The sequence below is a fragment of the Vibrio sp. ZOR0018 genome, assembly GCF_963865925.1.
Lineage (GTDB): Bacteria > Pseudomonadota > Gammaproteobacteria > Enterobacterales > Vibrionaceae > Vibrio > Vibrio anguillarum.
On the sequence record NZ_CAWMCN010000099.1, the window covers coordinates 116361 to 132148 of the forward strand.

The window sequence follows — 15788 nt, forward strand, 5'->3', positions numbered from 1 at the left end:
GTTCGCTTTTTTCTGGAAATAGCTTCGTGAGTACCAACAAAAGTTCTTTTGTTGAAAAAGTAGATGGTAGATGACTCGAAATGAGCCTTATAAAATCAACTTGTTTCATCATTACGTGTATAGTGCAGTATAGTGTTTGAAATGAAAACCCACTGGTCTGACTCCCATCAGTTGCCAGTGGGTAGGTATACAGTCAAGGTATCAGCGGCAAACTGGCTTGACCGTGTGACAATACAATCACAAAACACACTATAGTGTGTTTTGTTCTTTTCTACAAGAATGAATGAAGAATAAGATTGCGATTGAGTTTGGTGAAAAACTCGCAAAACAAAGAAAAAAAACAGGTCTTTTACAGAAAGAACTGGCTGCGCAGTGCGGCTTTAGTTTGAACTATATTGGTGTGCTTGAACGCGGTGAAAAAAACGTGACTTTAGAGAAGGTGTTTACGATATCTAAAGCACTCAAATGTTCTATCTATGATTTGATTCCAGATGAAGATTAAGCCCAAGACAGATACATCAATTTGTAATGCAGATGTTGCTTTTTGACGACTTGCAACTTACATAAGTCCCATTTTTGCTTTCAAATCCAAAGGCATCTTGGCAACGGCTAAATCCAATGTTTCTTTGACGCTTCGAGCTTTAAGTTCGTTGTACTTTTTTTCTAAAGATTGGTGACTTTGAACAATAACTTCTTTTTTATTAACTCTGATGCCCGTTTTCTTTCTTTTTAATTGCTTCTTTTGCTCAAGCTCATGCATCTCTAAAAGTTCTTGATTAACATCATCAAAGAAGGCATCAATGTCTTTACTGAATGAGGACGCATTAAAAATACTTTGTGCTGACCGACCAACGACTTTGGCTACGTTAGACTTTTTAATTTGGTAGAATTTCTTAGTCTTATTTGTTGCTACCTCACCAAAGCTTGAAATCGCTTCTTCAGCTTCCTTCTTCAAATCAAGAATGGCATGGTAAGCTTTGTGGGTTGTATGCTCTGGATCATCAATAACCCATGCTGGTTGTTCATTCTGAACTGGTTCGGTAGAGGCATCATCTAACGAGTCCAGAAACTCATCCGACATAAGTTCATCTAAATCAACATAATTATGCATAGAGTTCTTCCTCTTCCTTAACCTTACTTTCTATAGCATTCATTGCTTTGGTAATTGCAGCTAAAATCTTATCGACATTTACAGCGTTCTCTTCACTTCTCAGCTCTTTAATGCGCTTCCAGCTTGATTTGAGTGTTGGTAGGTGTGCCTCTAACAAAAAACCAAAAGCGTGTTCCTGTAACGCCTCTTTTACCATTGGTTGAATCACTTGCCATATCCCTTTGATATTACCCTCAGTGATAAGTGCATTGGTGCAATTCAGACAAAACTCAGGCTTGGCTTCTTGTGGGTTTAACGACCCCATTTTCGAACATTTAGCTCTAGAATCCGCACCATCACGAGGAATACAAGTAGCGAAAGTATTCACCTGAATATCAATGAGACGACCACTTAACGCCTCTCTTAGAGCAAGTATTCCATTATCATCTTTCACTTGCGTTAATGATGTCGCTTTTTTCACGAACTGTGCCAGACCGCCTACGTATTTTTCACCAACTTGCTCTGACTCTATAATCAGCAACTCGACCAATGAGTTTAGGTAACGCTGCTTCGCTGATTGCATTAACCCTCTAGCATTTTTATCTCTTAGATACGCCATGAAGAAAGAATTATCTAGGTGAGCAAACTGGTGGCGTATGACCGCGCCCACGTCACCCTGATAGCGTGTGAGAACTGACTCAGCCCATATATGACGAAAAGCGTGAGGAGAAGGATAGCGCACACCTTCTAATAACTCAGAGCAAATATCCATCATTGTTTTCTTATCCTTCAAATCCACTGAGCCACTAGTTAGTAGTGCTTTAGTTTCATCGGAAAGATAAGTTTCGATAATTTCTTGATGCTTTGTATTTTCAAGAGGCTTACCTTTAGAGAATAAAATAAGAGAGGCTTTCAGTGCTTTTTGAGCTTTACCTCCATTAAGTGATGAGCAAGAAAGGCGCAACCAATCTGTTTTCACCTCTTGAGCACAAGAAAGCAAGTTCTTATAACGCGCACTGCCAATACTGTATTTGGCTGACAGCAATTCTAATTCTTTTTGCTCATCAATCGTCAACTGAGTAGTGTGCTTGCTATTTAAGGTATCGAGCTTAATCACATCATTAAAAGGTTGATACGCTCTGACAAAGCCTTCCCAATTAGCACTCACTCTATTATTAATGTATGTCCCTGATTGATTAATTCTATCTTTTTTAGCGTTTCCTGCGTAAGAATACAGACACGGCTCATCACCTTCATGCCCAAACACCTCATTTAATTGCGCAGCAACTTGATAACATTGAGAGGTAACTTCTCGATTGATTTTTGTCGAACCGCCCGTTTTAGGGACAAACCACTTAAGCTTGAAGCGAAATGGAACGTGAGCATTATCGAGAATATCCAAGTTTGCTTCAGACTGTATGGACTTCAATGGAAAACCAAACTCCGATTGTCGGTAGCCTGTCCAAGCCACAACAAGGTTAGTCATCGCATAAAGTGGAATATTCAAAATTACTTTAAAGCTTTCATACGTTTTTAACTCTGAATTAGACAATTGTTTATTTGCCCAAGCGCCAATATCAGTAAGAAACTGCCCTCTCCCCAATATTTTTTCAGATACAATTGCTTGCATTTTTCCGTATACATCATCTACGGATAATTGGCTTAACGATTCAGCTTCTAAAAAGGTTTTATCTAATGAAAGCAAGTAGCCCTGCCATACCTCATTCGGGGTCTTATGTCCCTCCAAACCTAAGTATTTTTGCAGCATTAATATTCGAATTAATTCCACTGAATCACTTCGAGAGGATAACCCTAACTCAATAACTAACGCTTCAATGGATTGGTCTTTTAAAGACGTTACCAATTCAAATCGCTTCGAGTACTCTTCAAAGAGCGCATCTTTCACTTCCACTGTAAGAGCATTAAAGTTAACCCCTGCCCTATGGGCTGTCGACTTGTATTCAACACTCTCTAATACTGCTGTTAGCATGACTTCACGAAGGGAATTCGATGGACTACTATCTAAGCTCTTCATCCCATATTTAGTGCCGATACTCTCAAATACCAACCTACATACGGTGGTGTACAGAAAGTCGTTTTGATAAACCTGTTTAAGATAGTCAACGTAATACTGCCCCAACTCAAGCCCAAGAAAGTTCAAGCTACCGCCTTTTTTAAACTCAGAGAGCGTTGTGCTGTATTGTGATTGACAAATTTCATCTAAGCTTTTATCTATTTTCTTTTGTGTTAGAGAGAAATCAATAACACCAACCACACCCAGAGCTTTGAGATTGTTTCTTATTGTATGAAACCGAAATGGTGCTAGTGACCCTCGATAAGAAGGCGTAGATATACGGTTCACAAATCCATACTGGTTGACCGTTCTCGCCATAAACGATGTCCAAAAAGATTCCAACAACGATGCAGTAAGGCTTGTTTCGCCATTCTCTTTAAGGAAGGCGAAAAGATGCAACATCATTTGATAAGCAGGAAGAGCGTATTCAAAACTCGTAGGACTAATAACACTCAGACATACTAATTTTGCATATTCCTTCGCATTTAAAGGGGAGTCATACCCATCCTTTAAATAGGTTAATATGGATTCATGGTTAAAAGCAGGCAAATCAAACCATGAGAAATCTAACGTTGTGGTGCTGCCATTGCGTTTAGCTTTGAATTGCCAAGTGTCAGAATAAACATCGCCTTTATCACTTATGAAAAATGGGTTAGCGGTCAGCTTTAAACTCTGGTCATACCAAAAACTATCAATTGGATTTTTTAATACTGTTGGTGCCATAACTCCCCCTACATTGAATGAAAGACGCTCATTACCACATCATTTTTTATCATTAAGTCAAACTGCTCCCGACCTTTACGTTGTGACGCTTTACTCATCTTAGGTAGGGTATCTTCTAACCATTCCACAGTCGGTATCACGGTTTTAAATAAGTGGTCAGGGTTATGAGAAAGGAGCTTCTTATAATTCTTTTTGAATTCATGGAGATAATTATGCATCTTCAACACAGTAATAGGGTCATCTGAAACATAAATAGGCGACAATGCTTCGTTTTCTTTTTGGTCACTCAACGCCATTACGCCCACTTCATTAACGCGCCCTTTTTCTTGCCCTGTGACAACTCTAAGCCTTGCATTCATTTCCTCATGCTTGTATGCAATCAAATCTGTGACCGCCATGAACTCACTATTAAATGCTGCAACTTGCTTTTCATTCTCAGGCTTAAAATTTAAGTTAAAAACATTATGAATCAAATCCAGCATCACCTCACGAGTGATTCGACCAGAGCTATTCATCCACTCTTCATTCTCTTCGGTTAAGTAGCTTACTTTCTCAGTTTGGTTCGAATGGGAATTACGATTAATGAGATAATTCAAGGTGTATGGGTCACTAAATGCATGAACCGCACTATTTTTAATAGCTTGAAGACCAAAAATATGTTTCTGACAAGGTGATTGCGATTGAGCGACTAGTTTACGCCTCTCTCCTATCGTTATTTTTTTTGGGTTCTCAATAACATTTTCAGGATGGATACCGTGGGAAATCAGGGCGCAAATTGCTTGAGGCGTTAAATTGGGTAGCTGCTGTTTTTCGTGTGCAGCTTCAAGCTTTTCAGACAAATCGCTTATTTGCAGTAGCTCATTAAAAACACCTAAAAGTGAGTTGTTTGTGTTACTAATCACCAAGACTTGGTTAACAAAGAAAGGTAAGCCTTCATCTTGCTGCTCTAGTAGTGCTAAAAGCGCCTTACCTTCTGGTGTTCGAGCGGATAAAGAACGGGTTGTATGAAACACTTTAGACCGCCCCTTAAAATACTCACACTCAATATTGGTCACTCTCCCGCCAATTTTCATCAATCTAAAACCAGAATGCGTCAGCTTAGGTATGTCTGTCGGTTGCACAGTTAAGCTTGCCATCAGCCAAGCAAACATTAACCTCTCTACATTAGTCAGTGCTTTTGATGAATCATCCTTTAAGACCCTCTTTATCCATTCGAGAGAGAGAAGAGGGCCATCTAGTAATGCAGAAGAATGCAATTTTATGAAATTCGCATTAACTTTCGCTTTGTCACGTTCTTTATTCAGAAAAAGGCTATCACACTCATCCTGACTCTTTAATGCAGAAGAAATAGTACTGTAGGCAGCTAAACTATTTGAATTAGAAAGAATGAAAGTCCCCAGTGCTGCTTTAAGTGCATTCGATGGATTATCTTGCTTGTGGTAAGCAGACAACATCAAATAAATGATATTACCGACTGCTTTACGCTTCTCACTAGTTTTATCCTTTGACTCAATAACTAACCAAGGACTTAACTGCGGTTTAATACTCCTAATCAGCGTTTGTAGTTCATCTTTATAGGTTTTCAGTTCAAGAATGACAGTAGCTGCGGTTAAGCTTAATGAACTCACCGCCAGTTTTGGGGAAGCGAGAGCGGAATAAAGCTCAATTCCAATACCAATATCGTCTCTTCTTAACCAGTCTAATGCACCGAAATAACTGGCAATGGATTTTTGAGACTTATTCAAATTAGGGGTCTGTTTTGTTTTACGAAGTTCAATAAGATAACCATACTCATCACTACTTAACTCCTCTCTTAATGATTCAGACTCAATGGCATAACCCAATACACTCTTTAACTTTGATATTGGGCTTACCCCCCCATGATTCTCCAACTCATCCATTCGGTCGGTTTCGTAACGCTTTAGTATTTCGTAACGATTTTCAATTTTGTAGGCATTAATCCATGCAATAAATGGTTTGACTGTGCTCGAAAAGTAATATTTTGCAGAAAGCGCAGCGCTTTTATCAAAAAAGGCGTAGTTATAAGCCGCAATCATTGCCTTGTAGATAATCGATTTATCGGAGTCCTCGGTATCGGTCATGGATAGAATATAGGCAGCACTACCTTGCTCTAGTTTAGGGATAGAAATAGATCTAACAGAGAAAGGCAACTCTAGTGATGTGATAGGTTGATTTTTCTTAAATTCACTTGATAACGCCTTTTCTATCTCAGCGCTTGAAAATTCCTCTAAATCATCCATGAACCACCTCCCTTAGTAACTTCTCTCTCTGCCCACAAGCATGAATGTACACTTTAGTGGTTTGGTTTGAATACTTGCTATCTACTTTATGTCCTAAGCGTCTTGCAGTTTCAATATACACCGCAGATTCCGTGGTAATCGATTCGTATGATTTCCTTGCTTTTTGGCAACCTTCATAGAAAATATCAGTGCCAAATGAGTGTCTTAGGTGGTGGTAACTCAGCGCTTTACCCAACTCTTGGTAGCCTGAGTAAGCTTCTGGATTCTCTTGCATTAATTTGCGAACTTTCTCTAACACCCTAGAAAAAAGTTGAGTGCCGTATTGCTTACCTACGGGCTTACCAAAAGTGTCATTAGTAGAGTTGGATACCAATAACTGATTACTCTCAGTTTTTGGTCGCTCCAAATCATAATAACGCTTCATTAAATTAAGGTGAGAGCGTTCAATGTAAAGCTTTCTCTTTGAACCATATTTTGCGTGAAAAGAAGCTAGGTGGTACTCAAATTCCTCTTTATCAGGATTAGTCATCATATCTTTGAAAAGGCTCAATAAGCCTTTTTGAATAGAGCCATCAGCCTTAAAGTCTTCTAAGTAAAACCCTTGGTTCTCTTTGGTTCGACAACCAAGCTCTCCACCATTGCGTAGAACAATGCCCTCCAAAAGAGTATCGGTATTGGCGTAAAGCAATTCTCTCGTTGCTGGAAGTAGGTATTTTATGATGAGTTTTGATTTGCTATTGGAGCGAACTAATTCTCTATTCTCTGAATATATAAAGATTTTTTTATATGACATATCAAAGAAGTAAGACAGCCAGTTGTAATAACTCTCTAATGACATTACCGCTCGTTTAACGACAACTTCACTAGCTTCCATCGTATGAACTAGATGGTCATTAATGAATGTATTCATATATTCAGCGGGAAGAGCAGTATGGTTATCGAGTGTAAGTAGGGGGTGATCTGTTCCTTTCCCATAATCTTCTAACCACTCAAGGAAAACGCCCAATTTTTCCCCTCTGACATTTTGAGCATCCTCACCAATTTCAACCTCCTTGAATTGGAAGTCATATTGTTCGGTCTCAGGGTTCTTTACTTTCTCATGGACAACAGAAAGTCCATTCAAGGTGGTGTAACGATTATAAAGGCAAGGTAACAGAAGTGGCACGTCGTTATCATCAAGATAAATCCAGTGCTGGTTATGAGTTTCATCATTTGTTCTTTGCATACATTTTTACCATTACGTTACCACCCACAAGTAAAAGGTAGTAAACAATAAAAATACTTACAAATTTTTCTTTAAGTTAACACATCAGAGTTTAGAAACAATCCATATCAATATGGATAATTTTTTTGATTTTATTTTCCAATTCAAAACCATCAAAGAACTGTATACATGAACAGTATATTCTTGGTTTCTATGGATTGAAATGAATTGCTTTTAAAAATTAAAGAGCCTGCACAAAACAGGCTCTTTAATCGTAGCTCAGGCGATACGATCTTTTTCCCAATGCGCTAACTTTTCAGCTCTTGCTGCGGCCTTAGCTTCGCGTTTTTTACGTGCATCACAAGGCTCTGGGCAATTGCACACTTTTTCAATGCCAACAGCACCTAATCCACCACAGCTGCCTTTGACTACTTTCTTTTGAAAGACATAGCCAACGGCCATCGCGGCAATGACACACAGAAATACACTGAATGTAATGAAAAAAGTATTCATAACTTAACTCACTTTTTATTTAGAAATGGCTTAAATGCGCTGGAGGCAATCTCTTCAAAACCTTGTTCTGTTTTCACAATCATGAACACAGGAATATTGTATTGCTCTGCAACCTCAATACCTTTCGTCTCTCCTAGTACCATTAATCCAGTCGCTAGGCCATCTGCCGTCATTGAAGATGCATCCAAAACGGTAACTGATACCACTTTATTATGGATGGGTTTTCCAGTGATTGGATTGATAATGTGAGAATAACGCACACCATCTTGCTCAAAATAATTGCGGTAATCACCTGAAGTGGCAATTGCCAGATCTCCAGGTTCAATGATCTCTTGAGCGGTACGTTCATCAACTGTCGGTTTTTCTATGGCGATTCGCCAAGCTACGCCTTCTCGATTTACGCCTTTTAAGCGCATCTCACCACCGACTTCAACCATGTAATTGGCAATGCCTTGTGATTGAATGTAGTCAGCGACCACGTCGACTCCCCATCCTTTCGCAATAGTTGAAAGGTCCACATAGAGATTAGGAAGATCTTTACTTAACGTAGTGTCGGTTGCGCGAAGATGCTCAATGCCTATGTTGGTTTTACGCTCAGCCAATTCTGCATCGCTTGGCACCACATCAGGACGAGCTTCAGGGCCAAAACCCCATAGGTTAACCAAAGGACCAACAGTGACATCCAATGCACCTAAAGTAAGACCGTTAAGACGCAGCGCTTCTTTCACCACGGTTGCGGTTTGAGAAGAAACCGTAAAAGGTTCCGTTCCTTGATATTGATTAAAACGGCTGAGCTCGGAATCTTTACGATAGGTCGACATTTGATCGTTCACTTCTTCCAATAACCGATCAACTTCCTTTTGAAGAGCCTCCGAGCTAGGGATACCTTCAGCTTTCAGGTACTTAATATTGTAAGTCGTGCCCATAGTAGGGCCACTGAGATGAACTTGCTCAACCGATTTTTCACAACCCGCCAAGATGAATAGAGAAGCTAACGCAACAAGCCATTTTTTCACTTGTTTACTCCTAAAAATGAAAGTGAATATAGAAAAGAAGTGGTTATAGAAAAGAAATTCCTACACCTATTTTCTATGTTAACTGAGTTGGAATTCAAAGCCACAAGGCAAAACTAAAACTAAAACTAAAACTAAAAAAACAATGGCTGACTCATCAGAGCCAGCCATGGGTTTTACTTACTTCAGTGAATTAACCACCGAAGTCATCAAGAAGGATGTTCTCATCTTCTACACCAAGGTTCTTCAGCATGCCAATCACAGCCGCATTCATCATCGGTGGACCACACATGTAGTATTCACAATCTTCAGGCGCTTCATGGTCTTTCAGATAGTTTTCATACAATACATTGTGGATGAAACCTGTGTATCCATCCCAGTTATCTTCAGGCATTGGATCAGAAAGCGCACAATGCCATACGAAATTCGAGTTTTCAGCTGCAAGGCCGTCAAAATCTTCAACGTAGAACATCTCACGCTTAGAGCGCGCACCATACCAATAAGACATCTTACGGGTAGATTTTAAACGCTTAAGCTGATCGAAGATGTGTGAGCGCATTGGAGCCATGCCCGCACCACCACCGATAAAGACCATTTCTGCATCCGTATCTTTGGCAAAGAACTCACCAAATGGACCAGAAATAGTACATTTATCACCTTCTTTCAGTGACCAAATGTAAGAAGACATCTGACCCGGTGGCACATTGGGATTATTAGGCGGCGGCGTAGCAATACGCACGTTTAGCATAATAATACCGAACTCTTCAGGGTAATTCGCCATTGAGTAAGCACGAATAATATCTTCATCAACTTTTGACTCGTAGCGGAACAGGTTAAATTTGTCCCAATCGCCACGATACTCTTCTGGCACGTCAAAATCTGAATATTTGATGTGGTGTGCTGGCGCTTCGATCTGAATGTAACCACCAGCACGGAAAGGTACTGACTCGCCATCAGGGATCTGAAGTTTAAGCTCTTTAATGAAGGTGGCTTTGTTGTCGTTAGAGATAACGGTACATTCCCACTTTTTAACACCAAAAATTTCTTCAGGAAGTTCAATATCCATGTCTGTTTTCACAGCCACTTGACACGCTAAACGTTCACCCTCACGAGCTTCACCTTTAGTAATGTGATCAAGTTCAGTAGGAAGAATATCACCACCACCAGATTTCACTTTTACACGGCATTGACCACAAGAGCCGCCACCACCACACGCCGATGATACAAAGACACCAGAACCTGCAAGTACGCTCAGTAGCTTGCCACCTGGATTAGTCACAATAGACTTATCTGCATCACCGTTAATTGAAATTGTAATGTCGCCTGTTGGAACTAGCTTAGATTTAGCAAATAGAATTACCAAAACGAGTGCTAGAACAATCAGGGTAAACATCACTACACCAAGAATAATGTCCATTGACTATTCCTTAATTGTTGCGGTTTACCCGACTTACAGTTGAACACCAGAGAAAGACATAAAGCCTAACGCCATTAGACCCGCAGTGATGAAGGTAATCCCTAAACCACGTAAACCCGGAGGTACATCTGAATATTTCATTTTCTCACGGATACCGGCAAGAGCGACAATCGCTAACATCCACCCCACACCCGAACCGAAACCGTAAACGACGGATTCAGCAAAGTTATAATCACGCTGAACCATGAAAGATACACCACCAAAAATGGCGCAGTTCACTGTGATTAAAGGTAAGAAAATGCCCAGCGCGTTATACAAAGGTGGGAAAAAACGATCCAATATCATCTCTAAGATCTGTACCAATGCGGCAATAACACCGATAAAGGTAATGAAATTTAGAAATGTAAGATCAATATTTTCACCCAATGCACCTGGTTTAAGTAACAAGTTATAAACCAAGTTATTTACTGGTACTGAAATGGTCAGAACAACCGTAACCGCAATTCCTAAACCAAACGATGTCTTTACTTTCTTAGATACAGCAAGAAATGTACACATACCCAAGAAGAAAGAGAGTGCCATGTTTTCGATAAAAATCGATCGAACAAGCAAACTGATATAATGTTCCATAACGCCCTTACTCCTTCGCTTCTAGTTGTTCAGGTTTGAACGTGCGAATCGCCCAAATCATGAAGCCAATTAGGAAGAATGCCGAAGGTGCTAGCAGCATCAAACCGTTAGGTTGATACCAGCCACCATCTTTCACAAGAGGTAGAACTTCCATTCCAAATAGCTTGCCTGAACCAAGAAGTTCGCGGAAGAAACCAACAGTGATCAATACAAAACCATAACCCAGACCATTACCGATACCATCGATAAAGGAAGGAATCGGTGCCGACTTCATTGCAAATGCTTCAGCACGGCCCATTACGATACAGTTAGTAATGATCAACCCTACGAATACCGATAGCTGTTTCGAGATATCGTATAAGTAAGCACGTAGGATCTGGTCAACAACAATAACCAATGAAGCAATGATCGCCATCTGAACGATAATACGCACACTGTTAGGTATGTGGTGACGAATTAACGAAACGAATAAGTTAGAGAAAGCCGTTACAAACATAACGGCTAGCGTCATAACAAACGCCGTTTCCAACTTAGTGGTTACCGCAAGGGCAGAACAGACACCAAGCACTTGGAGTGCAATTGGGTTGTTATCCAACACTGGCGCTAGAATGCTCTTTTTAATCTCTTTTGCGCTAGACATTAGTTCAAACCTCCGTCACGAACTTTTGCTAGGAATGGACCAAAGCCCATATCACCTAACCAGAAGTCGAAAGTGTGTTGAACACCGTTACTGGTCAGTGTTGCGCCAGAAAGTCCATCAACGCCATGCTCAGATCCGGCAGGAGCGCCACCTTTCACAACTTTAATTGCAGGTTGGTGGTTGTCATCAAACAATTTCTTGCCAACAAATTGAGCACGCCATGATGGGTTTTCAACTTCACCACCCAATCCCGGAGTTTCACCTTGTTCGTAGTAAGTAATGCCGGAAACGGTATTACCATCGGTTTCTACAGCCACAAATGCGTACATCATTGACCACAAACCATTACCGTGTACAGGCAGAATCACCTTGCTGGTTTTATCGCCGTCGTTCACCAGATAAACCACACCAACATTCGCACGACGTTGGATCTTCGCTTTATCTTGTTCAGCGCTCAGCTTGATCGATTCAGAGGCTTCTTTCGCTGCTTTGCGTTGATCGTAGTTAGCTGCATCGCCTTCAACAAAGTCACCCGTCTTGAAGTCAACCAGACGTGGTTCAATACTTTTATTGAACAACTCAACGATTTGTTTACTGCCTTTCGCTTCAATGCCAGCGACTTGCAGAATTTTGCTCTGCTTGTCCAGCGCCGCATTTTCTCTTTGCTTGTCACGCAGGCCAACCGCTGCTGTCGATACGATGATTGAGCACACTAAGCTCAATGCGATAACAACAAACAGCGTTTTTTTAATGCTATCGTTATTACTTGCCATAGCGTGCTAGTCTCCGCTTGATGTTCTTCTCAATCACAATATGGTCAAACAAAGGTGCAAATAGGTTCGCAAATAAGATCGCCAGCATCATACCTTCTGGGTAAGCTGGGTTAACCACACGAATCATCACACACATTGCACCAATCAAAATACCGTATGCCCATTTACCTTTGTTAGTAAATGAAGCCGATACTGGGTCGGTTGCCATGAAGAACATACCAAACGCAAAGCCACCAAGTACTAGGTGCCAATGCCAAGGCATATTAAACATTGCATTTGTGTCTGAACCAATAACATTGAACAGCGTTGATATGGCAATCATACCTACCATAACACCTGCAATAATGCGCCATGAAGCAATGCCCATGTAGACAATAAATGCCGCGCCAATCGCCAGTGCTAACGTCGATACTTCACCGATAGAGCCAGGAATGTTACCAACAAATGCGTCCATCCAAGTAATGGCTTCGCCAGTGACCTTATTGATCAGAGCACCGTTACCACCTTGAGCCCATTGGCTTAGCGCCGTTGCACCAGAAAAACCATCTGCAGCTGTCCAAACAACGTCACCAGAGATCTGTGCTGGGTAGGCGAAGAATAGAAAAGCACGACCGGCTAATGCTGGGTTTAGGAAGTTACGCCCAGTACCACCAAAGATTTCTTTGGCAACAACCACGCCAAAGGTAATCCCTAGAGCGGCTTGCCATAAAGGCAGTGTGGGTGGAACAATCAGAGCAAACAAAATTGAAGTTACAAAGAAACCTTCGTTAACTTCATGCTTACGCACCATACAAAACAGCACTTCCCAAAAACCACCGACCAAGAATACCGTGGCGTAGATAGGTAGGAAGTAAGTCGCACCGAGCAGCATCATACTTGCCCAACCGGCTTGCGTACTTAATGTACCGCCAAGCATTTCAGTTAGCCAATAGTGCCAGTTACCACTGATGACTGTCGCCAATTCAGCGCCAGAATACAGATGGTTAAGTGCAGTAATCGATTGGTGACCAACGTTATACATACCCCAGAACATCGCTGGGAATACCGCTAGCCAAACCATGATCATGATGCGTTTGAGGTCAACGCTATCACGAACGTGTGAGCTTCGTTTTGTAACTAAACCAGGCGTATAAAAAAGCGTTGCGGCTGCTTCATACAAGGCAAACCATTTTTCATGTTTGCCGCCAGGTTCAAAATGATGCTCGATGTCTTCAAGAAACTTTTTAAGGCCCATGAAAATTACCCTTCCTTCTCAATCTTGTCTAGGCACTCACGAAGTAGCTGACCATATTCGTATTTACCAGGACATACAAAGGTACACAATGCGAGATCTTCTTCGTCCAGTTCAAGGGCACCGAGACGTTGAGCGCTATCGATGTCACCTGCACATAGGTCACGAAGTAGGAGCGTTGGTTCCATATCTAGTGGCAACACTTTTTCATAGTTACCAATAGGTACCATCGCACGATCACTACCATTGGTTGTGGTTGTCATGTTGAACAACTGACCTGTGAATAGATGACCAAGGAAAGAGCGAGTGACTGAAAATTTGTTCTTGCCAGGCATTGCCCAACCAAGAAAATCTTTGTCACGACCTTCACGCAGAACCGATACTTGGAGGTGGTAACGACCAAGATAAGCTACAGGCCCCGCCGCTTTCACACCAGAAAGTACAGAACCAGAGATGACACGAACTTCGCCCGGCATCAATTCGTTATCCGTTAACTCTTCTAGGCTAGCACCAATCTGAGTACGGACAAGACGAGGTTTGTTGACCACGGGTCCTGCAAGCGACACCACTCGTTGTGTGTATAGCTCACCGGTTAAGAACAATTGACCAAACGCAATCACGTCTTGGTAATTGATGCTCCACGCCACATTGACTGCATTTACTGGATAGAGGAAATGCATGTGAGTCCCTACAAGACCAGCAGGGTGTGGGCCATCAAACACATGTTCTTCAACGTTTGGCTGTGAAGAGCGTGGTAAGCTAGTACCAGATTTACAGACGTAAACCTTGCCCTCAGTCAGAGTTGAAAGGATATCGAGACCAGCGACGAATGCTTCAGATTGCTCATTAATGATCGTCTCAGGTTTTGCCGCTAATGGATTGGTATCCATTGCTGTCACAAAAATAGCCTGAGTTGAAGACTCAATTGCTGGAACCTTGCTAAACGGACGAGTACGCAACGCAGTCCAAAGACCAGACTCAACTAACTGAGTTTTAACCGTTTGACGGTCAATACTTGCTAGTTGGCTAGCTTCAAAGCTATCGAACGTGATTTGCTCATCACCTGCCACTTCAATCACAACGGATTGTAGGACACGTTTGGCGCCACGATTGACTTCGATAACCTTACCGCTTGCTGGTGAAGTAAATTTAACACCCGGATTCTTTTTATCTTCAAAAAGAATTTGAGCTTTCTTTACTTCATCGCCTACGCGAACATGCATGGTAGGACGCATGCCAACGTACTCTTCGCCAAGCAAGGCGACTTTAGTGATGGTCTTACCATCATTAATCACCTGGGAAGGAGTTCCTGCAATAGGAAGGTCCAAACCCCTTTTTATTGTAATCATACGCACTTGCACTATTTTATCGGGAAAAAGATTCTTTTAATTGCGTAAGTTCAAGGCTTGTTTATCTTTCATGGTCGTTCTTGATAAGAGGCCAAATGAAAGTTAAACCAGCCTTAGACACGACATTTCTGTGTCCGATTTTGGCTTGTTTTAAACGCCAGAACCGCAACATCCTTTTAATAACCTCATCACAAGTATGGTATGAGATCCATTAGGTGCAATAGTCTAGCATTTTTTCGGAACCTGATGCCATGACCAATCCTCTGATAAGTCGTTTTATTTGGAAGGATTTGAATCATAAAGGCTAGCGAATAGTCATAACTTTGAAGCATCGCACAAATAACCTATTCCTTACCCCTTATGAGTATTTATTTTTATTCACTACCTAAAACAATTTCTCTCAACTTGTTCATCTCGTCAATTTGTTTAAATACTGTTAACATTCCGCTCAAAAACAGAACAAGAGAACAGCATATTCAGACGGCTCTGAACGAGTTATTTTCCACCGCCCATACACATAGGACTATCAGGTACGCCACTAATTTGCGCCTGCCACTCTTGTGGTGTGTAGGTATGAATCGAGAGTGCATGAATGTGGTTCGCTAACTCTTCTGCCAACACTTGGTTAACCTGTCGGTGACGGCCAATCAAACGCATTCCTTCAAAACTGTCACTCACCACAATGACTTTAAAATGGCTTTCCGATCCTGAAGGCACATTGTGCATGTAGCTTTCATTTTCGACTTTCAAATAATCAGGGTGAAATGCTTGATGCAATTTTTGTTCGATTATGGGTTGGATCATACCGTTGCCTTTCTTCCTCAAATAAGAGCATGAGAACATATACGAGTGTAAAGAGATTTAAGTTTA

At 41.2% G+C, this 15788-nt stretch carries 14 protein-coding genes; 1 reads left to right on the forward strand and 13 read right to left on the reverse strand.

The features are described from left to right. The first annotated feature begins 283 nt into the window (after positions 1-283). Positions 284-502 carry a helix-turn-helix domain-containing protein gene (locus AACR75_RS07005; RefSeq protein ID WP_031381290.1) on the forward strand — a complete coding sequence of 73 codons (219 nt, stop codon included), beginning with the start codon at positions 284-286 and terminating at the stop codon, positions 500-502. A gap of 57 nt (positions 503-559) precedes the next feature. Here the strand turns inward: AACR75_RS07005 and AACR75_RS07010 are convergent, their stop codons facing one another. From AACR75_RS07010 to AACR75_RS07070, 13 genes are all read right to left on the reverse strand, one after another. Beyond that, a complete protein-coding gene (locus tag AACR75_RS07010; RefSeq protein ID WP_047689347.1) occupies positions 560-1111 on the reverse strand; it encodes a hypothetical protein in 552 nt (183 codons plus the stop codon). Further along, the gene (locus tag AACR75_RS07015; protein WP_047689349.1) at positions 1104-3887 is read right to left on the reverse strand and encodes a hypothetical protein; all 2784 of its coding nucleotides are present in this window, start codon (positions 3885-3887) and stop codon (positions 1104-1106) included. The genes AACR75_RS07010 and AACR75_RS07015 overlap by 8 nt, the downstream gene beginning before the upstream one ends. 8 nt (positions 3888-3895) lie before the next feature. Beyond that, on the reverse strand, positions 3896-6148 hold the full coding sequence (locus tag AACR75_RS07020; RefSeq protein ID WP_047689352.1) for a hypothetical protein: 2253 nt from the start codon (positions 6146-6148) through the stop codon (positions 3896-3898). Beyond that, a complete protein-coding gene (locus tag AACR75_RS07025; protein WP_031381286.1) occupies positions 6141-7373 on the reverse strand; it encodes a site-specific integrase in 1233 nt (410 codons plus the stop codon). Before AACR75_RS07025 ends, AACR75_RS07020 begins: the two co-directional genes overlap by 8 nt. Before the next feature lie 258 nt (positions 7374-7631). Continuing rightward, a complete protein-coding gene (gene nqrM, locus AACR75_RS07030; RefSeq protein ID WP_013856179.1) occupies positions 7632-7865 on the reverse strand; it encodes a (Na+)-NQR maturation NqrM in 234 nt (77 codons plus the stop codon). 8 nt (positions 7866-7873) lie between these two features. Further along, on the reverse strand, positions 7874-8881 hold the full coding sequence (locus AACR75_RS07035) for an FAD:protein FMN transferase (RefSeq protein ID WP_047689354.1): 1008 nt from the start codon (positions 8879-8881) through the stop codon (positions 7874-7876). Between the two features lie 190 nt (positions 8882-9071). Further along, positions 9072-10295 carry an NADH:ubiquinone reductase (Na(+)-transporting) subunit F gene (gene nqrF, locus AACR75_RS07040; RefSeq protein ID WP_013856176.1) on the reverse strand — a complete coding sequence of 408 codons (1224 nt, stop codon included), beginning with the start codon at positions 10293-10295 and terminating at the stop codon, positions 9072-9074. Positions 10296-10328: 33 nt separating this feature from the next. Further along, a complete protein-coding gene (gene nqrE, locus AACR75_RS07045) occupies positions 10329-10925 on the reverse strand; it encodes an NADH:ubiquinone reductase (Na(+)-transporting) subunit E (protein WP_013856175.1) in 597 nt (198 codons plus the stop codon). A gap of 7 nt (positions 10926-10932) precedes the next feature. Continuing rightward, the gene (locus AACR75_RS07050; protein ID WP_013856174.1) at positions 10933-11565 is read right to left on the reverse strand and encodes an NADH:ubiquinone reductase (Na(+)-transporting) subunit D; all 633 of its coding nucleotides are present in this window, start codon (positions 11563-11565) and stop codon (positions 10933-10935) included. After that, a complete protein-coding gene (locus tag AACR75_RS07055) occupies positions 11565-12338 on the reverse strand; it encodes a Na(+)-translocating NADH-quinone reductase subunit C (protein WP_047689357.1) in 774 nt (257 codons plus the stop codon). Before AACR75_RS07055 ends, AACR75_RS07050 begins: the two co-directional genes overlap by 1 nt. Beyond that, positions 12328-13572, reverse strand: coding sequence for an NADH:ubiquinone reductase (Na(+)-transporting) subunit B (locus AACR75_RS07060; protein ID WP_013856172.1), 1245 nt, complete (start codon positions 13570-13572; stop codon positions 12328-12330). Before AACR75_RS07060 ends, AACR75_RS07055 begins: the two co-directional genes overlap by 11 nt. A 5-nt stretch (positions 13573-13577) precedes the next feature. Further along, entirely contained in the window at positions 13578-14918 is a 1341-nt protein-coding gene (locus tag AACR75_RS07065) for a Na(+)-translocating NADH-quinone reductase subunit A (RefSeq protein ID WP_026027642.1), read from the reverse strand. Between the two features lie 495 nt (positions 14919-15413). Next, positions 15414-15722, reverse strand: coding sequence for a BolA family protein (locus AACR75_RS07070; protein WP_026027643.1), 309 nt, complete (start codon positions 15720-15722; stop codon positions 15414-15416). Between the last annotated feature and the right edge of the window lie 66 nt (positions 15723-15788).